The 23739-nt window shown below is 48.3% G+C and carries 10 protein-coding genes, 3 tRNA genes and 3 rRNA genes; 8 read left to right on the top strand and 8 right to left on the bottom strand.

The genetic code is table 11. The features are described from left to right. Positions 1 to 311: 311 nt before the first annotated feature. A complete protein-coding gene (locus tag ACFPK9_RS13175; RefSeq protein WP_377095366.1) occupies positions 312 to 2174 on the top strand; it encodes a sensor histidine kinase in 1863 nt (620 codons plus the stop codon). A 31-nt stretch (positions 2175 to 2205) separates the two neighbouring features. Continuing rightward, the gene (locus ACFPK9_RS13170; protein WP_377095365.1) at positions 2206 to 2859 is read left to right on the top strand and encodes a response regulator; all 654 of its coding nucleotides are present in this window, start codon (positions 2206 to 2208) and stop codon (positions 2857 to 2859) included. A 431-nt stretch (positions 2860 to 3290) separates the two neighbouring features. Here the strand turns inward: ACFPK9_RS13170 and rrf are convergent. From rrf to ACFPK9_RS13140, 6 genes are all read right to left on the bottom strand, one after another. After that, a 5S ribosomal RNA gene (gene rrf, locus ACFPK9_RS13165) occupies positions 3291 to 3406 on the bottom strand. 290 nt (positions 3407 to 3696) lie between these two features. Continuing rightward, positions 3697 to 6494 (bottom strand): 23S ribosomal RNA (locus tag ACFPK9_RS13160). Positions 6495 to 6868: 374 nt separating this feature from the next. After that, positions 6869 to 6945, bottom strand: a tRNA-Ile gene (locus ACFPK9_RS13155). Between the two features lie 13 nt (positions 6946 to 6958). Further along, positions 6959 to 7034, bottom strand: a tRNA-Ala gene (locus ACFPK9_RS13150). Positions 7035 to 7255: 221 nt separating this feature from the next. Further along, positions 7256 to 8786: ribosomal RNA gene (locus ACFPK9_RS13145) — 16S ribosomal RNA — on the bottom strand. The 16S, 23S and 5S rRNA genes sit together here with 2 tRNA genes alongside, the layout of an rRNA operon. A gap of 538 nt (positions 8787 to 9324) precedes the next feature. Next, on the bottom strand, positions 9325 to 10452 hold the full coding sequence (locus ACFPK9_RS13140) for an LOG family protein (protein WP_377095364.1): 1128 nt from the start codon (positions 10450 to 10452) through the stop codon (positions 9325 to 9327). Between the two features lie 102 nt (positions 10453 to 10554). On the opposite strand from ACFPK9_RS13140, the gene ACFPK9_RS13135 reads away from it, so the two are divergent. The 3 genes from ACFPK9_RS13135 (at position 10555) to rimK (ending at position 14734) form a co-directional block, all read left to right on the top strand. Next, positions 10555 to 11541: a DUF5685 family protein gene (locus tag ACFPK9_RS13135; RefSeq protein ID WP_377095363.1), complete on the top strand. Its 987-nt coding sequence runs from the start codon at positions 10555 to 10557 to the stop codon at positions 11539 to 11541. A 69-nt stretch (positions 11542 to 11610) separates the two neighbouring features. Continuing rightward, complete coding sequence (locus ACFPK9_RS13130; protein WP_377095362.1) at positions 11611 to 13206, top strand: glycine--tRNA ligase; 1596 nt, start codon at positions 11611 to 11613, stop codon at positions 13204 to 13206. Between the two features lie 130 nt (positions 13207 to 13336). Further along, a complete protein-coding gene (gene rimK, locus ACFPK9_RS13125) occupies positions 13337 to 14734 on the top strand; it encodes a 30S ribosomal protein S6--L-glutamate ligase (RefSeq protein ID WP_377095361.1) in 1398 nt (465 codons plus the stop codon). 14 nt (positions 14735 to 14748) lie between these two features. On the opposite strand, the gene ACFPK9_RS13120 is transcribed toward rimK, so the two are convergent. Then, the gene (locus ACFPK9_RS13120; RefSeq protein WP_377095360.1) at positions 14749 to 16479 is read right to left on the bottom strand and encodes a hypothetical protein; all 1731 of its coding nucleotides are present in this window, start codon (positions 16477 to 16479) and stop codon (positions 14749 to 14751) included. 165 nt (positions 16480 to 16644) lie between these two features. Here ACFPK9_RS13120 and moeB point away from each other — a divergent pair, with 165 nt between their 5' ends. The 3 genes from moeB (at position 16645) to ACFPK9_RS13105 (ending at position 19851) form a co-directional block, all read left to right on the top strand. Then, positions 16645 to 17772, top strand: coding sequence for a molybdopterin-synthase adenylyltransferase MoeB (moeB, locus tag ACFPK9_RS13115; RefSeq protein WP_377095359.1), 1128 nt, complete (start codon positions 16645 to 16647; stop codon positions 17770 to 17772). Positions 17773 to 18214: 442 nt separating this feature from the next. Continuing rightward, complete coding sequence (gene rpoN / locus ACFPK9_RS13110) at positions 18215 to 19609, top strand: RNA polymerase factor sigma-54 (RefSeq protein WP_377095358.1); 1395 nt, start codon at positions 18215 to 18217, stop codon at positions 19607 to 19609. Positions 19610 to 19778: 169 nt separating this feature from the next. After that, positions 19779 to 19851, top strand: a tRNA-Lys gene (locus ACFPK9_RS13105). 656 nt (positions 19852 to 20507) lie between these two features. Here the strand turns inward: ACFPK9_RS13105 and ACFPK9_RS13100 are convergent. Then, positions 20508 to 23453 (bottom strand): ArnT family glycosyltransferase, encoded by a 2946-nt coding sequence (locus ACFPK9_RS13100; protein ID WP_377095357.1) that lies wholly within the window; start codon positions 23451 to 23453, stop codon positions 20508 to 20510. Positions 23454 to 23739: the final 286 nt, after the last annotated feature.

Here is a 23739-nt window from a genome sequence, read left to right as displayed (position 1 = left end):
GGGGAATTACATCGCCCAGAATTCATCATTTCGGTGTAATACACATATAGACCGGTTTTGCCTATCGCACGAATGTGCGATGCCCCTTCAAACAAGCGACGCTAATCTGCTTTTCTTCAGAGAGGTGCCACCCTAATCTTCTTTAAACACACTCCCTCTCTCCCAGCATTTTTCAACCTCTATAAACTACCGTGCCAAGCTTCTCCATCTTTTTCCTTTCCCTGCTTCTGGGACTTCTGCAGTCATCCTACGGACAGGCCAACACAAACTCGGCTAGAGATAAGCTTTCTCTCACTAAGCTCGAGCAACGAATGAAAGCCATCAATGCCGAACTCGAACAACTGGCCAGCTATAGCCTACGCAGTGGCACAGGCTCAGTCGGCTACCAATCAGAGGCCCATAAGACCGCTATCGAAGGAGAAAAAATCCGTATCGACTTAGGCGCAGAGTTCCCCATCGACCAAATCGTCTTAGTTCCAACCATCAGACGCGACCCGAACACTGGACTACAAGCCGATGGCTTCCCTGCCGCCTTCCAACTTATAGCCGGCACCGATGACACCAGCACTGTCGTGGCTAGCTACACGGAAAAAGATAAGCTCTTACCCCGTATCGCTCCACTCGCAATCTCCTTCCCATCAGTCAATGCATCCTGGATCGAACTCCAGGTCTCCCATCTCACCATGCGTAGCTGGGGCAACTTCTATGTAGTCCAACTCTCAGAGATCATGGTCTTTAGCGGATTAGAAAATGTTGCCCTCACTCAAGCGGTTACAACTAGTTCACAAATAGTGAACCAAAATGCGCGAGACCCAAAATTCCTCGTCGATGGATACGTCCCCTACCTCATGGATGCAGCCAATGGCAGTAAAAGCAAAGCTGTCACCTTTCATACCCATGACGAACTTCAGCAAGTCATTCTCACCATCGATTTAGAAAAATCACAGCTGGTCAATCAGATCAATCTTCACATGACTGACCTCAGCCACACCATCCCTGAGGCCACACTCAGTGACCACGCTGTCCCTCGTAAATTACGTGTCATCTCGTCAAACGACCCCTATTTTTCCGAGCAAACTACCCTCTTCGAATTCAACCAAAACTCGATCTACGATGTCGGCCCCATCCTCATGCGCCGTTTCCCTGAAACTAAATGCCGTTACATTCAAGTCCAAGTCCTAGAACTCCAGCCCAACATTCACAACTCTAAAATCAATTACTCCGTAGGCTTCGCCGAGATAGAAATACTTTCAAAAGGCCAGAACATCGCCCTCCACAAACCCATCCTGCATTCCAGTATCTCGCGCACTAAAAGATCACTGAGCCGATTAACCGATGGCAACAATTTCCTAGGAGAAATTTTGCCGACCCGCGAATGGATGAACCAACTCGCACGACGTCACGACCTCATCACCGAACGACCTCGCGTAGCTAAACGCTTAAGCCTGCTCTTCGATCTTCAAAAAAAGAACCTCCAGCGCATGTACTGGATCGCCGCCCTGCTCGCCATCTGCATCGCCTTAGCCATACTCATCGAGCGCCTCTACCACCTGCGCCAGCTCGAGAAAATGCGCACACGCTTCGCCGCCGACCTCCATGACGAACTCGGTGCAAACCTCCACGCCATTGGCTTGCTCGGAGACTTGGCAAAAGAAGCCGTACATTCTCCAAAGGATTTAATAGAAACTGTCGATGAAATTCGCGCCCTAACCGAACGTACCGGTAAGGCTGCTCGATACTGTGCCGACGTCTATGAAGCACAACTCTGCGGCAATCTAAAACTAGACATGCAACGAAGCGCCCAACGCATCCTTGCCGATATCGATTACGAACTCATCATCGAGGGCGATGAACTGCTCCAGCAGCTCAAACCACGAACACGTGCCGACCTCTTTCTATTTTATAAAGAAAGCCTAGTAAATGTCAGCCGACATTCAGAAGCGAGCCACTGCGTCATTAACTGCATCGCCAATCACCAAAAAGTCACTCTAACAATCTTCGACAACGGTATCGGAATCATTGGAACAGCAGAAAACAAAATGCCCGCTTCACTTAAGCGTCGCGCCAAACTCCTTAAAGCAAAGCTTAACATCGAAACCCCACCACACGAAGGCACAAAGATCACCCTGCAGTTGCGTCGTAGCCAGCGCTTTATTACACTCAAAAACAGCTAAAGCGGCTTCCGCTCTCAAAAAAAACTTCCCCATGAAAACTCCAATTCAAATCATGCTCGTAGAGGACAATCCAGAATACCGAAATGTTCTCAAAGTCGCGATCAACCGAACACCTGAAATGGAGCTCGTCGGCACCGTCGGCACTGCCGAGCGAGCCATGCAAAAGCTTGACCCCGCTGAAAAAACGCAAGCCCCTGATCTCATTCTACTCGATCTAGTATTGCCCGGCCTCTCCGGCCTAGATGTCATACCATGGTTCAAGACCAACGTCCCCGACACTAAAATCATCATCCTCACTCAATCCGAGAATGAAGCCGACATCCTTCTTGCAATTACCTTAGGAATCTCTGGCTACCTCCTAAAATCCTCCACCATCCAACAGATCAAAGATGGAATTCATACAGTCATGAATGGTGGTGCATCACTCGACCCAATCACGGCAAAATTCATCCTAAGCACACTCAAAAAAAACTCTAAAACAGTTCATACAGACATTCCCCTGACTGAACGAGAGCATGAAATCCTCGGCTTACTGAGCCAAGGACTCTCAAAAAAGGAAATCAGTACCAAACTAAACATCAGCTTTTTCACAGTCTCCACTCACATCCGGCACATCTACCAAAAACTAGAAGTCCCCAACGCTCCAGCAGCAGTAGCCACCGCCCTCCGCAAAGGCTGGCTCTAACTCCCAAAACGCAGTGAAGCCAAAGCTCGTTCTCCCAACAGGCCAGGCCGCTTATCCCTAAGCGGCCAGCTGTACCACCTCCTTTCCTCCTCACCCACTCCCATCCCTCATCAACGCTCTCATTCAATACGCAGCACCCTAGCGCACAAAAAACTCTATCGCCATGCACTAACTCGTTAGCGCTCGTCTCTCTACACTGGAGTCATCTTATCACTTTAAGCTTTCCGAGGTCAAAGGGTCCAAGGTCACTCCAGCAGCGCGTGGTCGCGCTGTCCCCATTTTCCAAAGTCACCAGACTTTGCTAGTCTGACTTTCGACCTCCCAACCTGCGACACACCGCAGGCCATTCATCTCCCTTCACGCTTTCGAGCCTAGACATCCAACCCCAAAAAAAGACCCGCACTTAGCGTTAGCTAAATGCGGGTCATATAACCTGGCGACGACCTACTCTCACAGGGCCTATCGCCCAACTACCATCGGCGCTAAAGTGTTTCACTTCCGGGTTCGGAACGGGACCGGGTGGTTCCACTTTGCTATGGTCACCAGAGGTCGGGCTGCTCCCTTAAGTTTGTCAGCTTGCTGTGTTCAGTTTTCAGACTGAGTCACTTGCCTGCGGCAAATTTCTTAAGTGTAGCACGACCTCTACCGGCCTTAGCTTATTAGCTTTGGTTGTGTGTAGATTGTCTACTTGGTTATTTAAAAGAGCTGCTTCATAGGAAGCGCTCTCTGACAACTGTATAGAGAAGACATAAAGTCTTTAACTGCCTGTAATGCGTTGATCACAGCTTTTTGCGTGTTTTGAATACTCTTGATTTGTTAAGCAAATTTAAAGCTTAAGGAATCAAGCCGAACGGATGATTAGTATTGGTGAGCTAAATACATTGCTGCACTTACACCCCCAACCTATCAACGTGGTGGTCTTCCACGATCCTTCAGGGAAAATTAATCTCGGGAGAAGCTTGGCGCTTAGATGCTTTCAGCGCTTATCTCGACCGCACTTAGCTACCCTGCGATGCTCTTGACAGAACAACAGGTACACCAGAGGTGCGTCAAACTCGGTCCTCTCGTACTAGAGTTTGAACCCCACAATTTTCCTACGCCCACAGAGGATAGAGGACCGAACTGTCTCGCGACGTTCTGAACCCAGCTCGCGTGCCGCTTTAATGGGCGAACAGCCCAACCCTTGGGACCTTCTCCAGCCCCAGGATGCGACGAGCCGACATCGAGGTGCCAAACCGCGCCGTCGATATGAACTCTTGGGCGCGATCAGCCTGTTATCCCTAGGGTACCTTTTATCCGTTGAGCGACGGCAATTCCACTTTCTACCGCCGGATCACTAAGGCCTACTTTCGTATCTGCTCGACTTGTTAGTCTCACAGTTAGGCTGGCTTATGCCTTTGCACTCAACACACAGTTGCCAACTGTGCTGAGCCAACCTTCGCGCTCCTCCGTTACTCTTTAGGAGGATACCGCCCCAGTAAAACTGACCGGCTGCCAGGGTCCCCCGGCCTGATTCAAGGCTCGAGGTTAGAACATTCAAAATTAAAGGGTGGTATCTCACTGATGACTCCATGATATCCTAAAACACCATTTCAACGTCTCCCACTTATGCTGAGCATTAAGATTAAATGAACACTAACAGCTTACAGTTAAGGTCCATAGGGTCTTTCCGTCCTTCTGCGGGTAGCCGGCATCTTCACCGGCGTTACAATTTCACTGAGCACCTAGTCGAGACAGCGCCCAACTCGTTGCACGATTCGTGCAGGTCGGAACTTACCCGACAAGGAATTTCGCTACCTTAGGACCGTTATAGTTACGGCCGACATTCACCAGGACTTGGACTCGAAGCTTCGCCTCAAGGGCTAACATCTCATCGTAATCTTTTGGCATTGGTCACGTGTCACATCGTATACGTCGACTTTCGTCTTAGCACAATGCTGTGTTTTTGCTAAACAGTCGGTTGGGCCATTTCACTGCGGCCCCCCTTTAACAGGGGGCACTCCTTATCCCGAAGTTACGGAGCCATTTTGCCGAGTTCCTTGACTAGGTTTCACTCTTGCGCCTTGGTATACTCTACCCACCCACCTGTGTCGGTTTGCGGTACGGGGTGCGTTTAATCGGGTTGGCTTTTCTTGGCACAACGTCCAGTAATGCGAATCGACCGTAGTCTCATCTCGGAATTCAATAACCTAGTTACTTTCTATCATGCGTCCCCTTCCCTTTGCACGTGCAGGAATATTAACCTGCTTTCCATCGCCTACGCCCTTCGGCCTCGGCTTAGGTCCCGACTAACCCTGGGATGACTAGCATTGCCCAGGAAACCTCGGGTTTACGGCGGAGCGGGATCTCACCGCTCTTATCGTTACTCATGTCTGCATACTCTCTTCTATAGTGTCCAGGTTCAGTCGCCATTCCCCTTCAACCTCTATAGAATGCTCCTCTACCACGCCGGGTCCCCGTAGGAACCCGACATCCAGAGCTTCGGTACTATACTTATCGCCAATCATTTTCGGCGCAGGATCTCTCGATGAGTAAGCTATTACGCACTTTTTAAATGGTGGCTGCTTCTAAGCCAACATCCTCACTGTCTATGAAATCCCACCTCCTTTCCACTTAGTATAGTTTAGGCACCTTAGCTGCTGATCTGGGCTGTTTCCCTTTCGACAATGAAGCTTATCCCCCACTGTCTCACTGCTGCGCTCTATTGAATGGTATTCGGAGTTTGATAGGGGTTGGTAGGCGGGTATGCCCCCTAGCCCTTTCAGTGCTCTACCCCCACTCATCAACACGCAACGCTGCACCTAAATGCATTTCGAGGAGAACCAGCTATCACGGGGTTTGATTAGCCTTTCACTCCGACCCACAGCTCATCCGAGAATTTTTCAACATTCACCGGTTCGGTCCTCCACTTAGTATCACCTAAGCTTCAACCTGGCCATGGGTAGGTCACCTCCGTTTCGGGTCTAGCACATGCAACTCATTGACGCCCTATTAGGACTTGGTTTCCCTACGCCTCCGATCCAGAAGATCTTAAGCTTGCCACATATACTAACTCGCAGACTCATTAAGCAAAAGGCACGCAGTCACTCCGAAGAGCTCCTACACCTTGTAGGCACATGGTTTCAGGTTCTATTTCACTCCCCTCACAGGGGTTCTTTTCACCTTTCCCTCACGGTACTGGTTCACTATCGGTCGCTAACGAGTATTTAGCCTTGGAGGGTGGTCCCCCCATCTTCACACACCGTTTCACGTGTGGTGTGCTACTTTCACCTAGCCAGATTAGATTTCGATTACGCGGGTTTCACGCTCTGTGCCGGAACTTTCCAATTCCTTCATCTATCTTCACTGGTCAACTAATGGTTAGGCTCTTCCGCGTTCGCTCGCCACTACTTACGGAATCTCATTTTGATTTCTTTTCCTCTGCTTACTAAGATGTTTCAATTCAGCAGGTATCGCGTATCCTTACCTATGTATTCAGTAAGGAACAATGTCATATTAATAACATTAGGTTACCCCATTCGGAAATCCCCGGGTCAATGGTTACTTGCACCTGACCGAGGCTTATCGCAGCTTATCACGTCCTTCATCGCCTGTTAGCACCAAGGCATCCACTATGTGCCCTTTCTAGCTTGATTCCTTATCTTTAAATCAAGTCGACAGCGTCCTCTTTGAAGTGTTGCTTACCCACTCCGGACTTTCTGTCTAAATTTGCCATATTCTACTAAAAATAAGCGTTAACTTATTTTTGGAAGTTTATATTTTTAGAGTATCCCAACTCGCAAAAAGCTTTCTCATTTGTGATTAATTGCATTTTTGCAGTTAGGAAAAACTTTCAATCTATTCTTTAGAATAAATTGTGTTTCTCTATACAGATGTCAAAGAACGCTGTCAGTCAGCGATGCTTTTCCACATTCTCATGGATTTGAAGAAAGACTCACTTTAAGAGTGAAATTTAGGAAGAATAGCTTGCATTCCCCTACGGTCACCCGCAGGCATTTTACAAGAAAAATGGTGGGCCAGACAGGACTTGAACCTGTGACCCCACGCTTATCAAGCGTGTGCTCTAACCAACTGAGCTACAGGCCCAAAATTGTGAAAATGGTGGAGGTTACCGGAGTCGAACCGATGACATTCTGCTTGCAAAGCAGACGCTCTACCAACTGAGCTAAACCCCCAGATCGAATTTAGAATTTCTTTCCAAATTTCACTCTTAAATATTTTGTTTCCTTCGTTGTGAAGAGAAAAAACTGAATTGTATGCTGCGGTTCGCATTGTCATTGCTGACTTTGCGGACGCTTAATTGTAACGTGCAGATCATTTCTTAACTGCAGGCAATTGATTAAGTTCATCCTAATCTTTAGCCTTCGACCTATGCCTTCCGGCATTTGCTCCATAGAAAGGAGGTGATCCAGCCGCAGGTTCCCCTACGGCTACCTTGTTACGACTTCATCCCAGTTACCAACTACACCTTAGGGCCCTGCCAATGTTGGCGCAGACACTTCGGGTGCGATCGGCTTCCATGATGTGACGGGCGGTGTGTACAAGACCCGGGAACGTATTCACGGCACCGTAGCTGATGTGCCATTACTAGCGATTCCAACTTCATGGAGGCGAGTTGCAGCCTCCAATCCGAACTGAGCCCAGTTTTGTAGATTTCCTCCACCTCGCGGTCTCGGTTCTCATTGTACTGGGCATTGTAGTACGTGTGCAGCCCTAGGCGTAAGGGCCATACTGACCTGACGTCATCCCCACCTTCCTCCCAGTTGATCTGGGCAGTCTGGCTAGAGTTCTCAACTTAATGTTAGTAACTAACCACAGGGGTTGCGCTCGTTGCCGGACTTAACCGAACATCTCACGACACGAGCTGACGACGGCCATGCAGCACCTGTGTAAGGTCCCCGAAGGGTCACAGCCTTTCAACTGCTTAGCAATACATGTCAAGCCTAGGTAAGGTTCTTCGCGTTGCATCGAATTAAGCCACATACTCCACCGCTTGTGCGGGTCCCCGTCAATTTCTTTGAGTTTTAGTCTTGCGACCGTACTCCCCAGGCGGTGCGCTTAACGCGTTAGCTCCGGCACAGATGGGGTCGAACCCACCTACACCAAGCGCACATCGTTTACTGCTAGGACTACAGGGGTATCTAATCCCTTTCGCTACCCTAGCCTTCGAGCCTCAGCGTCAGTAAATGTCCAGTAAGCTGCCTTCGCCGTTGGTCTTCCTCTCAATATCTACGCATTTCACTGCTACACTGAGAATTCCACTTACCCCTCCATTACTCTAGCGCGGCAGTATCGGATGCAGTTTCAAGGTTGAGCCTTGAGATTTCACATCTGACTTACCGCGCAGCCTACGCTCCCTTTACGCCCAGTGATTCCGAATAACGCTCGGGACCTTCGTATTACCGCGGCTGCTGGCACGAAGTTAGCCGTCCCTTCCTCTTAGCATACTATCAAACATACTAGCTATTAACTAATATGCCTTACTCTGCTATGACAGGAGTTTACGACCCTAGGGCCTTCATCCTCCACGCGGCGTTGCACCATCAGGGTTGCCCCCATTGTGAATGATTCTCGACTGCTGCCACCCGTAGGTGTCTGGACCGTGTCTCAGTTCCAGTGTTGCTGATCGTCCTCTCAGACCAACTACCCGTCGTCGCCTTGGTGAGCCTTTACCTCACCAACTAGCTGATAGGACGCGAGCCTATCTCAAAGCACTAGCCCGAAGGCCAGCTTTACTCCGAAGAGCACATGCGGTATTAAACCCAGTTTCCCAGGACTATCCCCCTCTTTGAGGCAAGTTGCTCACGCGTTACTAACCCGTCCGCCACTAAGAGATCATTAGTAAACTAAATCTCTCTTCGTTCGACTTGCATGTCTTATCCACGCCGCCAGCGTTCATTCTGAGCCAGAATCAAACTCTCCGTATATTTTTTACATCTTTCGATGGAGTGTCTTGCGACACTCACTTTAAAACGGTTGGCGTATATATTTGCGTTTAAAAATAAATACTAAATTGACAAGTGCGATTGAAAACCCGTTTAAGATCTCCAATCTTGCCTGCGTCAGATTTTCATCTACCGCAGCGCACAATTCAGTCTTTCCTCTTCCACTTAGTTAAACCTTCCAGAGCGAACTCTGCATTTTAACCAAGCCATGTAATGTGTAAAAGATCTCGTTCAGCAGGAACTACTTAACTTGTGAAACCGTGTTTCAAATCAACTTAGTTAATTCCTTGCTGCGCTCCCCTTAGTGGGTGAGGCGGGGCGCAATCTACATATTCCATGACTCCGCGCAAGACCTTTCGACACTTTTTCATCACCTAATTCTCAGCACATCTCACAAGTCACTTATAACCTGTCATTTTCGAGATTAAACTTTCATCAGATTCAATCTCATCAAAAAGGATTCATTTAAGACACCTTAACCTTTTTAGCTCATACTTAGCCCTAACAGCCTCAAAAACTCTTATTTCGATACTTTAAAAGGTGGATGCGTACGCACAAAAGACACCGCAGAGTCTACTTCATCCGTACAATGAATATACGCGGCGTAATCTCTCCCTTGCGCCAACTGCTCAAGGCAGGGAAACAACATCGTATCTTCAGTATAACGTTTCTCACCTAAGAAGATCATCGGACTCACTTCATCGAAGGTTACATAGTGATTTTGCGTGGCATCCATAAAGATCTCCTGTGTCGTCCCCGCACTTCCGGGTGCAAAGACGACTCCATGCGTCGCGATCGCTAAGAGACCATCCTCGCGAATACTGTTAGAAAAGTATTTTGCGATGTGTTTACTGAATAAATTACTCGGTTCGTGACCATAGAACCATGTTGGAATAGCTAAACTTGTTCCCCCCTTCGGATGCCTCTCTAATACTTTTCGTGCAGCCTGCATATAACCGGGCGATTCGAAATGGGGCGCTCTTGCAAGAATCTGGAATACCTCCTCAAGCTCTTCATCAGACACATCGATCAACCAAGCTCCAAGATTCGCTGCTTCCATTGTCCCAGGGCCACCGCCTGATGCAATAAAGTAGCCAGCACGCGAAAGGTCACGAGCAAGCCTCACCACCTTTTTATAATATACATCGTCACGTGCCGTGCTGTGCCCGCCCATAATTCCAACGACTTTCTTCTCCCCACCAGTTTCGATCCTTCCACCTAACAAATCTCTGACACCATCATCGATAGCGTGATCGTGCAATCGTTGAGCTAGTGACTCCAAAATATCTGCTTTGCTCCGCCCCTTTTTCACGAAGTGATCGTAAATACGCTTATCGACACTTCTGTCTTCAGCTTCAGTCCAGCCCTCCATCAACTCCTCTCTCGCATACAATCTATTCCTATAGGGATTGTAGGGAAGATTTGGAAACGCAGGAAAAATCACCGCTCCCTTATTTATTAGGAAGTCTGCGGTGACTTCTTTTGGGAAATGGCATCCCAGAAAAACGACCCCATCAAAATCAAGACGCTCCCAATCAACTTCAACATTTGTAAAATCCAAGCCTTGCACCACCGCACAATGAAGCTGTCCCTTCTGCTTTAAAAATGCATCTAAACTATCTAACTCTCTAACAACTGAGCATCGCATAGAAGAATCATATGCTGCAGTTTCAGTACGCTCAACGACAATCGGCAGCTATCCGCAACTTGACTAACAGTCTCCAACTAGCGAAAACACCTCTCATCTATTATGTTTGGCTTCACACGCTCCCCAGCCTCCTGCTGCCAGAAGGCATCACACTCCCTCTACAAAAGCTTCTTCTGCGGTCTCTCATGCAGATTAAAAAATGACTACGGCCACAGCGCTCGCTTCTTAGTGAATCGCGATTCCACATTTCTCACCTTACTCGGTGCTTCACTCGCCCCCGCTGCAACCCAGCAAACGATAAGCACCTGCTGCAACCCACTGTCCACACCATGCAGTCTCACCATTGACTCAAGTATCCAACAATATTCTGCAGCCATCACAATCTGTGGACTTACCGAAAAATGCAAAGATGACACAAGCGACCACGTAGGCTGGCGGAAATTCGCAGCCGGCTCCCTACACACGCTCACACGTCCTTGGCAAGATAGAGCAATCAATACACTTAATTCCCTTTATTTCCCCACTGCATCCGTACAAAAGTCACTTAAAAACCAACATCTCGTCGAAACTCCAAGCCACAGTATCGCCGAAGCTGCAACTCCGACCGCGCAATCCTACCAAACAATTTTCGAGCACCTGCATCGAGTACTTAAAATCCCGAAATCTCCTGAGCTCGCCATTGTCGGATTTAACCTAGGTCAGCTCATCTATCTCAGAGACGCGGTCGACGACCTCCCAAGCGATCGAAAAAACAGCCACTACAACCCGTTACTCCACCGCGACCTCACTGAATGCCAATCTCTAGCAGAAGAATCATTTCAAAAATTTAATACATCACTGCGCAGACTCCCTCTCAAACGTCACCACGAAAGCTTACTCGCCATAGCAGAGCAAACAACCAGCTACCATAACGACCTCATTCACAGCCCCACCCCGAAGACACCCAAAAAGAAAAAAGAGCGCTCAAATTCCTGCTGGGATCGCTTCGACTGCTTCCCATGTGACAATTGTTGCTGCGACATTTCTTCTAGCAGTTGTGATTGTGGAGACTCTTGCTGCGGATGTGATTGCTGTAGCTGCGGCTCATAGATACAAAGTTCACTCTTGCCGAAGCGCCTAGGCACTGCTTCTATCCGCGTTCACAAATCACTTTTTATCATGGCTGAAAGAGAAAACACCGACCCACAGAAGATGGAGAAAATTGTCTCCCTCTGTAAGAGCAAAGGCTTCATCTACCAATCCGCAGAACTCTATGGCGGACTCAATGGCTGCTGGGACTACGGCCCACTTGGGACCGAACTCAAACGTAACCTCAAAGAAGTGTGGTGGCGCAAAAATGTCCAAGAACGCGACGACATCCTCGGCATGGACGGCTCAATTCTCAACCACCACGCTGTACTTACCGCTTCTGGGCATGTCGGCGGATTCTCCGATCCAATGTGCGACTGCCTACTTTCCAAGGCTCGCCTGCGTGCCGACCAGATCGATCCACAAACAGGCACAGCCTACCACTACACTGGCGCAAGCCATGCTGAATCTGGCTGGTCTATTGAAAAACCATTCTCCGTACTCATCGACCCGACAGCGAATCAGGACGAAAACAAAGCGCGTAAAACAGCGAAGCAATACTACGCTCAGTTCCTCAGCGACAAACAGATCGCACCGAAGAAGCTCGAGCTCGTAGGCGAAACCACCACCGAAGAAGTAGACACCACAAGCTACAACCCAGAAAACGGATCACTCCTCACCGAGCCACGTGAGTTCAACCTCATGTTCCAAACCAAAATGGGAGCATCTTCCGACGCTAACGACCCAAATGCCGTCGCTTACCTTCGTCCGGAAACAGCCCAAAGCATCTTCGTTCAGTACAAAAACGTCCTCGATTCCTCGCGTGTGAAGCTGCCATTCGGCATCGCGCAGATCGGCAAAGCATTCCGCAACGAAATCAACCCGCGCAACTTCACATTCCGCTCCCGCGAATTTGAACAAATGGAAATCGAGTACTTCTGTCGTCCAGAAGACGGTCTCCGTTTAACTGAAGAATGGCTCGAAACACGCCTTTCTTTCTACGAGGAAATCGGTGTCCCACGCACAAAACTCCACGTACTCGATGTCCCAGATGGAGAGCGCGCGCACTACTCCGCGAAAACCTACGATATTGAATACGAATTCCCATTCGGCATCCAAGAACTCGAAGGCGTCGCCTACAGAGGTGCATACGATCTCGGCAAGCACCAAGACCACTCAGGAAAGACTCTGGAATACTTCGATGAAGAAACGAAAGAACGCTTCATCCCACACGTCGTCGAACCATCCGCCGGCTGCGACCGTACAGTGCTCGCACTCATTTGCGAAGCATACGATGTCGAAGATCTCACCAAAGAAGGCGGCAAGAAAGACGAACGCACCGTCATGCGCTTCAAACCATCTGTCGCTCCGATCAAGGCTGCTATCCTTCCGCTCTTAAAAAATAAACCAGAGCTCGTAGCGAAAGCAAAAGAAGTTCAAAAACTCCTTCAGCCATTCATGAATGTTTTCTACGATGAAGCTGCTGCTATCGGTCGTCGCTACAGACGCCAAGACGAAATTGGTACACCTTTCTGTATTGCCATCGATTTCGAAACCCTCGGTGAAGAAGGCCCGAACGGAGAAGACCTCTCCGACACCGTCACCGTGCGCCACCGCGACTCTATGGAGCAGGAACGCATCTCGATCTCCGAGCTCCTCCCTTGGCTGCTTGAACGAATTCGATAAACAACTTTACCTACACAATGAACCAAAAGCGCAGGGCTCCGGCTCTGCGCTTTTTTTATGGTAATAATGTTGCCATTCGTCCCTTTCCCACCTCTAACTCCATATCTAGAAACAGAGAACAAACCGCATTATGAACGAACAAAAACTCATCGTCGGCAGCTCCGAATGGCTTGCCCTTCCATCTCTTAACGTCCCGGCTATCAAGGCGCGTGTCGACTCTGGAGCGAAGACATCATCGCTTCACGCATTTAACATCCACAGTTTCACTCGCGATGGCGAAAACTGGGTGAATTTTGACGTCCATCCTATTCAAAAAAATCGTAAAACTGTCGTACGCTGCGAAGCCAAAACCATCGACAAGCGTGTCATCAAATCCTCAAACGGTGAGCGCGAAAAACGCTACGTCATCCGTACCACCCTCGAGCTCGCTGGAGAGACTTTCAGTATCGAGGTGACTCTCACCAACCGCGACACCATGGGCTACCGCATGCTCCTTGGTCGCGAAGCAATGCAAGGTCGCATGCTCGTCGATCCTTCAGAAGAACTCTGTCACGGCGAACTTAATTCTGAAGAAATCATCAAACTCTACGGAATCTCAGAGCCAAAACACAAAGGCCTCAACATCGGCATCCTCGCGTCTAACCCAAACCTCTACAGCAATCAGCGCATCATCGAGGCTGGTGAGCAGCGAGGCCACAACATCCACTTCGTCAACATCAAACATTGTTACCTAAAAATGGACGCTGAGTCTCCAGCTGTCCTCTTGCGTGGTGGCCACAGTCTCAACATGCTCGACGCAGTCATTCCACGCATTCGTCCAAGCGTCACCTTCTACGGTTGCGCCCTCACGCGCCACTTTGAAAGCATCGGTAAATATTCGCTCAACTCCTCGGACTCCATTAGCCGTTCGCGCGATAAACTCTTCTCCATGCAGCTCATGCTCAAACATGGACTAGACATTCCCACCTCTGGATTCGCTCATTCTCCAATGGACACCAATGATCTCATCGAAATGGTCGGAGGCGCTCCACTAATCGTCAAACTCCTCGAAGGCTCCCAAGGCCGCGGCGTCGTACTCGCTGAAACGAAAAAAGCAGCCGAGTCCGTAATCAATGCCTTTAAGGCACTCAACGCCAACCTCCTCGTCCAGGAATTTGTCAAAGAAGCCGACGGCAAAGATCTCCGTTGCTTTGTCATCGATGGCAAAGTCGTGGCCTCTATTGAACGCTCAGCCGCCGCCGGTGAATTCCGAGCTAACATTCACCAAGGAGGACAAGCGAACATTGTCAAAATCACCCCACAGGAGCGCGCACTTGCCATTAAATCAGCAAAAGCTTTCGGCCTCCAAGTCGCAGGCGTGGACATCATTCGCTCCCGGAAGGGACCTCTCCTGCTTGAAGTAAATTCCTCACCGGGCCTCGAAGGCATCGAAACTGCAACCGGCAAAGACATCGCCGGACTCATGATTCGCGCCATCGAGAAAAAACTCGGCTGGCAACCAGCTCCGGCAGACAAAGACCAGCATTAAACTCAGCTCTCACACTACTTAAGTATAGCATCGATTCCCATGGCGCTTTTACGAGCAAACTTGGGAATCTTATGCTCATACCGCTTGTGGAAGAGCCTATAAATATAGCCTAAGAGGTGAATCGTCACTAGATGATCTAACAGACGATAACCTCTTTTTTTTCTAAAAAATAGGCGCTTCACTAAAGCTATTTTCTGACTGCTCAGCTCTAGACGTTTAAAACTCGTTTTTACTCTGTAGCGCGGTCGCTGTGAACGAGGGTGCAGAGCTTTATACTCACGCTTAGCAGCCAATATACGTTCCTTAACTTCAGGAGTATACGGAGCAAAAATATACCCCCGTGCCAGCGCGATCAGCTTATAAGAATCGTGCATGAAACGCACATCCTCCACGCTCCAACCAAGCTTTTCCGCTAGGTTTTCCATTTCCTCAAAATTTTCTAAAACTGCATAGCCATCTCGAATCGCCTTTTGCTCATCCTCGACAAAATGCTTCATGACCTTCTTGATCGGATGCTGAAAAAAGATACAATCCCAGTACACGTGCAAAAGTGGCGGAATTCGCACTCTGCGAAAAAACCATTTCTGCTGAGCAAATTCTTCAACATAAAGCCCCTTCATAATCACCTCAGTCGACAACTCTAAAAACCTCCTCACCTGCTCCAACTTGATCGAACCATAGAACTTCGACAGAGCCTCGTCCACCGAGCGACCATACTGCAGCACCTGCACCGTCACCGCGCTATTCAGCTCAACCCAGTACGAGCCTTCACCAATATAGGCTCTCCTAGAAAATGCATGCCAGCCCCCAGTCTGCACCCAGACACTCATCCCAACCAAATTGTTCGCACCTACTAACTCCTGCGCGTACCGCTCCACATCCCAGCCAATAAAACTAGGATACTCGCCAGCCCCCTCGTATTCACGACGCGCTTGGAACTCGATCACCTTCTGCACCGAAGTCTCAAAAAATGCATGATTGAGTGGAAGATAACGGAAAAAATCACTCTCTCCATATTTGAGCGAAAGAATGAAGAAGTCGCTCTCGATTCCGCTCAACAATCCACGTACCCGTTTACGATGCCAAATCAGATCACCTACCGGATACGCCCCCACAGTCCACGTCCGACAAACCAATACTCTCTGATGAAATTTAAACCTCTCCAAAAGATCCTTGAGCATCACATTTGCCTGCTTCGCTGTCTCAATGAACAAGGAATTGTTAATATCTCCCTTAACATCCTTCCCATCACCCTCACCCAAACGCAAAACCACCCCATCCACCTCAGGAAACTCGAGAATAAAATTCTCTAACAATGCCTTAAAGTATCGCGCGATCTCACTCCGCCTCCCACCCATCCCCTCAACCAGAGTCGCTGTCATCGGCACGACATCACTAGTCATCAGAACGCGTAACCCCGCATTTTTGATGATCTGAATCAAGATCCGCATCTCCTTCGCCAGCCTTTTGACGCGTAGTTTTAAAGCGTCAGTATAACTCTCGTGCAGCGTAACGTGAGCTACATCATCCAGCGTCACCGTATTGTACCCATGCGCTCGCACCCGTTGCACAAACTCAGCCATTTCCTCCCGCACCGCCCTCCAATATACATCAGCCGCATCCCCTTCTACTGGCAACTCTGCTAATGGAATCTTAGACCAGTTAATCCGCCTCTTATTATAACTCCGGAAAAAAGGACCAATCCCATCTACGATCACCCATTTAAATTTACCTTGCTCACTCATTATGCGCTCTAACAAATAGTATACAACATATCCTAGCTGATTGAACCAAGGATGACTCCATGACAGAGTCGACACCTAATGTTAATTAAAAACTAGTCACCCATCCCACAAATCACTACCCACTTTATTCTTTCTCCTCCATCCATTTTCCTCTCTACTTCCCCCATGCTCACACCTGCCGAGAAGCAACGCTATGCCCGCCATTTCACCCTACCAGAAGTCGGTGAAGAAGGACAAGAAAAGCTCAAGCAAAGTGCCATCCTCTGTATCGGCACCGGCGGTCTCGGTGCTCCAGCTGCCATGTATCTCGCAGCCGCTGGCGTCGGCCGCATCGGCCTAGTCGATGCTGACCACGTCGAATCATCCAATCTACAGCGGCAAATCATCCATGGCGAAAGATGGATCGGCAAACCCAAGCTCGACAGCGCTAAATCTCGGCTCCTCGAAATCAACCCCTACATTGAAGTCGAATGCCACGAAACTCGCTTCACTGCAGCCAATGCCGAACAAATCGCTAGTGAATACGACATCATCATCGACGGCACCGATAACTTCCCCACCCGCTATCTCAGCAACGACGTCGCTTACCTCCTAAAAAAGCCAAACATCTACGGCTCCATTTTCCGATTCGAAGGACAAGTTTCCGTCTTCGCCCCACACCTAGGCGGCCCATGCTACCGCTGCATGCTCCCTACCCCCCCTGAACCAGGCTCCATTCCAAGCTGTGCTGAAGCCGGTGTGTTAGGCGTACTCCCAGGCATCATCGGCTCTCTACAAGCAATGGAAGCGATCAAACTCATTCTCGGAGCTGGCAAACCACCACTCGGAAAACTCGTTCACTACGATGCCCTCAACACAGAATTTCGCAAATTCACCCTCAGAAAAGACCCAGAATGCCCACTCTGCGGCAACAATCCAACCATCACAGAACTCATCGACTACGAGCAATTCTGTGGCCTACCAAGCACCTCTACCATGAAAGAAATTACCGTACTCGAACTCAAAGAAAAACTCGATACAGGACTCGACGGCATTCTCGTTGACGTCCGCACTCCTGAAGAAGTCGCTGCTGCTGCTCTCGATGGCACCCAGCGGATTCCACTCCAAGAACTTCCGCAGCGTTATCGCGAAATCCCTACGGACAAAACAATTTATATCCACTGTAAAGCCGGCGGCCGCAGCGCTAAAGCCTGCTCCTTTCTCGCGGACCAAGACATTACAAATACAGTGAATATCAAAGGCGGCATCGACGCTTGGCGTGACCTTATCGACCCTAGCCTCCCACCAGCTTAAGCTAGCCCCAACAAACATCCCCCTAAAAAAGTCGAGCACCTAATCCCCCCCGGAATTAGGTGCTCTTTTTATAGCTGTCTCTAACAACAGCTAAAACTAGTATCTCCCTTTAAAATAAGTCTAGATGGTTGAGCTATTAAACCTCGTTTAAAAAACACAAATCTCTCACTTCTCACCCAATATTTATCTCTTAAATCAAGCCAATCTTCTTAAAGCTAAAATCAACCGAGACAGATAAGCTTATTTCATCCAGACCACTAACAGACAAGCTTAAAATGAGCCAGTTTCAAACGAATCATTCATACATCACATGCTAAATAAACAACCACCAAAATAAACCATTCAACCGTTTGGCATAATTTCTGCTATACGACACGCATTTTTGCCTCTATAACCCCTCCAGAGGAAGAGCCCCATTCCTAAATACAGCAACCGCTACACTATGGCAGGAATCGATCTCCATCACAATCTAAGCCAATCTCAAGTTCTCTCGCCACAAATGCGGCAGAGCCTTGAAGTGCTTCAAGCTAACTCTCTGGAGCTAGGGCAAATCCTTCAACAAGCACTCCTCACAAATCCAGTCCTCGAAATTGATCGCGATGAAGAACAATTCGAAGAATCGCTCACCCCAGACGCCGAACATGACATGGAAACCCTCTCTGAGCTCGACGACGACTTCCGCGAACTCAGTATCACCGAACATCGCACTACCAGTTCAAGCGCCGATGATGATGCCAAACGGGAACACCTCTACAATTCCATCGTGGCCCCCGAGACACTTCAACAGCACTTACTCAGCCAACTAGCTCTAGCGGCTCTGCCCGACGAAACAAAACAAGTAGCCACCTTACTCATCGGCTATATCAACGATCGTGGTTTCTTCGACACCCCCTTAGAAGATATCGCCATCGCGAACAATCTCCCTTTAAGAACAGTCGAGCGCGCTCAAATAGCCCTCCAAAACTTCGACCCTCCAGGTGCCGCAGCTACCGACCTCACTGAATGCTTGCTCATCCAACTCGCAAAACGCGATATGCTAGGCTCGCTCGAATACCGCATCGTGGCCGAGCACCTCGACACTCTAGCGCGCAAGCGCATTCCCGAAATCGCTCGCAAACTCGGCGTCACTACTGAAGCCGTCAATCAAGCAGCCGAAACCATCACCACCCTCACCCCTGATCCAGGCGCCGAATTCGACCCCACTTCAAACCCCCACATTACACCAGATCTCGTCGTCTTCAGAAACGCTTCTAACAACCTCGAAATCCAGCTCACCAACGACAACATCCCTGACATCAATATCAGCAATGCGTACAAAGATCTCATGGCAAGCACTGATGACAACACCGCACGCCAGTATCTACGTGATCAAATCCGCGATGGCAAAATTCTCATCCGCTCAGTATCACAGCGCCAAGAAACCCTCTACAAACTCGCGCTTGAACTAGTAAAACGCCAACCAGAGTTTTTTGATGAAGGCCCAAAAGCGCTGAAACCTCTCACCATGAACGACATTGCGGAAACGATCGAAGTTCATCCAGCTACCATTTCACGTGCTGTAGCAGGCAAATACGTTCTCACCCCACACGGCCTGTTCGAGCTAAGAACTTTCTTTACCACTGGCTTCACCACCGATCAGGGCAAAGAAGTCTCAAACACCGGCATCAGAGAAACCATCCAGCAACTCATCTCTAATGAAAACCCGCAAAAACCACTCTCTGACTCAGCAATCGAAAAAACTCTCAAAGAAAAAGGCATCAAAGTAGCACGCCGCACTATCGCCAAGTACCGCGACCAACTCAACATCCTCCCCAGCCACTTGCGAAAGCAGTTTTAAATTCAAACTAGCTTACTAACTAGGGCTGAAAATATTACAAATACCATAGAGACCTCAACCTTTCGCCATTCTAAAAAAAATAGAAAAAACCATCAGAAACTTCTTGCATCCTCCTCGCGATTCCACTACGTCTCTGCCCGCACCGCAAGGAGCACCAAAACCAACAAACGCGCAGATAGCTCAGTTGGTAGAGCAGTTGGCTTTTAACCAATTGGTCCTGGGTTCGAATCCCAGTCTGCGTACTTTCTTTAAGTAAAAAAGCCTCAAGCACTTAACCAGTCTTGAGGCTTTTTTGTGCGCTAAAAGGATGAGACTACAAATATGGAGAGCACGGTGAAACATGCGAATCAAAATTACAGGTAACGCGAATCCATACCGCAGAAACCAATAGCGCGAGGCTGAAGGCCTCCCTCGTACAAGCCTGCTGTGACAAGCTTAGCTCAAACCGTAAGTAAAATACCCCAACTAACAACAAAGTTCATCTTAACATCGTAACAACGCGATGCCCCACTACCAAAGTCATCAGACTTTGCACAAATGACATTCGATTTTCTGGCCTTCCCCCCTAACTCCCAAAAACACTCTTCCCGATTTTCGAATCTTTCGAATTTTCCACGAAAAATCTCGAATTTCACCTGTTCACCTTTCCCCTAGAGTTCCCCCACCTTTTCTGCCATAGTGAACTTCTATGAAAAAAATCTGTATACTCCTAGTCGGTGCCGGAACTCTCGCCCTCACCAGCTGCGCCAGTCCAACACACTGCGGGTGCTCCTCAAAAACCGCCTGCCAATGCGCACAAGGCTCCTGTGGTTGCGTTAGATAATTGACTCACCAAACATAGAGCTTGGTCAGCATCTAGAACAGCCGCCACTCCCGGCTTATCTCGAATAACCTTACCTCATTCGCTCCAGCCATCGGGCTCTTTCCGGAAAGTATTGAATTCGCCAGAAGATTGATCCCACAGGTACACAGCCCAGAGGTAGGAACGGTATTTTAATGCACAATTTTGTCGTATGTAGAGCTCTTCACGAGCACCTGGATACTCCCATCTAATATTCTTCTTCCGAGACCTGAATTTCTCTCTGTTGAGAATCACCCATACTCTCTCTTCGTTAGCGAAGATCTTTTGTAGGTCTGCTAACCGATTGACCACAACTGCTCCTCCATTGCGATCCCTTAAGACCCCTTCTGACCGGTACGTGAAATCATAGAGAATAGGGACGACAAGATCGTAATCAACGCGTCCTAGTTCTAGTAATGCAGCATGCGGATGAGGTTCAGTGATCATCACTTTATCTTTCTCACGTATTTGTGATCGCACATAAGCTAAGGAAGAAATTGGGTCTCCTAAAATTTTCTCATTGTAAGACGCCGGTATCCTCCAAGGTGACATAGAAGCTAACACAACGACCAAAATCACCCATCTAAGTGAACTCGCTGAGCTCAGATAAGACTGTGCCGCCACCCATTTACTCATCACCACTATCCCATGAGTTCCAAGAATAATCCACAGCGGGATCACACAATACATGTAGCGGAAACTCACAGAGGTAATCAAAAGGTTAAAACAAACTACCGATACGATTAAAAATACATGCAAGGTAATCACCACACTTGCCCCCCTGCGGAGTGAATAAATAAAGCTCACAATATAGAACAAACCGAGCACAATATGTAACCTCGAGTAACCTATAAACATAGAGCCTAAGTTACCAAGCTCCCAGAAAGTAGGAGCTATAGTGGCTTCCAGATTAGGAGAAACACCGACCGATTCAGTGATACACTTGACCTTAAACAAGAGAATATCTGCCGCTATTAGTACTCCCGCAAAAACGATATATACAAGTGATTTGATATCCCATTTGAACGGAACTCCACGGCCAAATAAGAGATAGGCTACTAAAAAAACGGGGACAAAAGTGATACTAATCTCTTGGCTCAAAACAGCACAAGTGAAGAGAATAATAGCCCACACCCGAAACCACATTCCCTTTCTCAAAATGAAACCTTCTATGAACAAGAATATCATCATTAACACCATGAGCTGCTGTTGCTGATAGAATCTTGCTATGTGTCCACTGAAGATTAGAAAGGGATGAAGCGCAAAAATCAGAACACTCGCGCACGCTATCCAACGTTCAGAAAAATAGCTAATACAGATCCTCCACATTACCCATGCTGTTAAAACAGCTAATACTACGGAGTAGAGTCTCAGAGACCAGATATGTGGACCGAAAATTTTCACGACTCCGGCAGCCATGTAGTGATAAAGAGGGCTCCGACTGTACCAAATATCTTCAGACAAGTATGGAGCGCCAGTTTCAGCAATCGCCAACACAGCTTGGATTGAGGCGTACTCATCATCATCAATTGGCTGATAATGCACCATCCACGCCCTGCTAATAAAGACGATACACAACAAGGCAACAATCCAGACAGTCCTATGAGTTTCAGATTTCAGTAGCCGCTTCCACCTCTTGCCACACAACAGGACTAGCAAACTGGTTAGAATACAAAGAACAACTAGCAATGGCCCTCTATTTTCTAATAAAAACCACAGATATTCACTGCGCTCAGCCATACTAAACGCAAAGATTGCAGCGAGCCCTAAGCTGACACTGTAGATCACACTCAACCTGCCTAAGTGAGGATAGTGATACACCAATACAATAGCTAGTATCAGTGCTCCAATAATGCATAACACCTTATTCAACCAACTTGCCCCTACATCATTACTTTTGTAGAACTCTAACAATGGCAGTTCGTCAGGCTGCACTTGGTAGCCAAATTTAACAGGCGCACTTCTATCATCGAACCAAGAGAGACTGGCAAATTCATACACATTCCCATCCAGCGTGTGACATTCGCCGTCCACAGCAAATTTCATCGGCTGACTCCCTTTATAACCAGGAGAAACATTTTCCACTAGCTTCACCTCTATTGTATTCCTGCCTGAGTCCAGCAAGCCACTAATATCGTATGCGTGAAACTGAGCGCTGAATCCCTTCCTTTTAAGTGTAAGAGGCTTGGCAGCATCAGCTTCTTCATAGAACCCATAAGGATCTTGCTCTCGCCCTTTTTCTTCGTCTCCATCTCCGGTGAGATCCCCCCCAGTCTGATTTGGCCGATCTCTCGTACGGTTTTGAGTATTTTCGTATCGCTTGAAGTCATTCTTAGTTGGGTCACCATGTCGCGGGTCTTCGTATCGATATCCTGCGTAAAAAGAACCGACTTCATCTGGGTCTAACATTACTGCTGGAGTTGCTAGTGGACGGCGACCTGACCACTGCACCTTCCATTCGCCAGCATTATATGATGATTGCAGGCCCTTTGCTTCAAGGCGCTCTCCATTCACCCATATCCAAAAATCTCCATAGCTAGCGATACGAATGTAAGCTTGAGCTGGATCGTCAATGTTCACTTCCGTTTGAAAACGTGTTTCCCCCACACGGTCATCCTTCACCATCCATTTCCCATAAAACGGTTTTTCAAAAACTTGATTAGGAACCGTACTGACAAACCGTTTTCTCTTTTGATCGCCAAGTATCGCCTTCTTCCAGTGAGACACTGAGTAAAGAGGCATTGTCCAACTATTCTGACTAAGTCCAATAGGTATAGGCTCAGCATACCATTCACGATTCGTCCTAATCTGCGTTTCCTGCCCGCCCTTAGTTAATACCGATCCGAATGCTATCACCTCAGGCTGAATAACGCGGCCCTCGGCCTCGATACTTATACTGTTCTTCCCCTTCTTCAAATAAGGTCTCAGATCGAACAAAGTAACGAGCTGAGTATTATCATGACCTGACCATTGATATTCACGCGGAAAGTTATAAGCAACCATTGGCTCATGAACTACAACCCGCTGACCTGGCTCCGTGAGCCCGTTTTGAAATACACGCGTCGGCCTCCAATACGTTTGAGCGCCCACTGGGTTACCATTACAATGAAGCTCAAACCCACCGTCACTAACGACCCCGATCCATCCATTACGTACTTCGGATTCAAGATCTAAATCATAACGGAAACAACCTGTGTATTGGCTTTCATCTGAACAACGAATCCACTCTGCTCCCTCAGGAACTTCATAGGTATATAACCTAGCCTTTGGCCCATAACTGCCAGTCAGA

This window comes from Rubritalea spongiae (assembly GCF_042652385.1).
In the GTDB taxonomy this organism is placed as follows: Bacteria; Verrucomicrobiota; Verrucomicrobiia; order Verrucomicrobiales; family Akkermansiaceae; genus Rubritalea; species Rubritalea spongiae.
The sequence above is the reverse complement of the archived record's forward strand: the minus strand, read 5'-3'. Positions and strand labels throughout refer to the sequence as shown.

Excerpts from the sequence above, each read along its gene's own strand:
- ACFPK9_RS13175 (WP_377095366.1), top strand. The coding sequence starts at position 312 with ATGAAAGCCATCAATGCCGAACTCGAACAACTGGCCAGCTATAGCCTA.
- ACFPK9_RS13170 (WP_377095365.1), top strand. The coding sequence starts at position 2,206 with ATGAAAACTCCAATTCAAATCATGCTCGTAGAGGACAATCCAGAATAC.
- ACFPK9_RS13140 (WP_377095364.1), bottom strand. The coding sequence starts at position 10,452 with ATGCGATGCTCAGTTGTTAGAGAGTTAGATAGTTTAGATGCATTTTTA.
- ACFPK9_RS13135 (WP_377095363.1), top strand. The coding sequence starts at position 10,555 with ATGTTTGGCTTCACACGCTCCCCAGCCTCCTGCTGCCAGAAGGCATCA.
- ACFPK9_RS13130 (WP_377095362.1), top strand. The coding sequence starts at position 11,611 with ATGGCTGAAAGAGAAAACACCGACCCACAGAAGATGGAGAAAATTGTC.
- rimK (WP_377095361.1), top strand. The coding sequence starts at position 13,337 with ATGAACGAACAAAAACTCATCGTCGGCAGCTCCGAATGGCTTGCCCTT.
- ACFPK9_RS13120 (WP_377095360.1), bottom strand. The coding sequence starts at position 16,479 with ATGAGTGAGCAAGGTAAATTTAAATGGGTGATCGTAGATGGGATTGGT.
- moeB (WP_377095359.1), top strand. The coding sequence starts at position 16,645 with ATGCTCACACCTGCCGAGAAGCAACGCTATGCCCGCCATTTCACCCTA.
- rpoN (WP_377095358.1), top strand. The coding sequence starts at position 18,215 with ATGGCAGGAATCGATCTCCATCACAATCTAAGCCAATCTCAAGTTCTC.
- ACFPK9_RS13100 (WP_377095357.1), bottom strand. The coding sequence starts at position 23,453 with ATGGTTGCTTATAACTTTCCGCGTGAATATCAATGGTCAGGTCATGAT.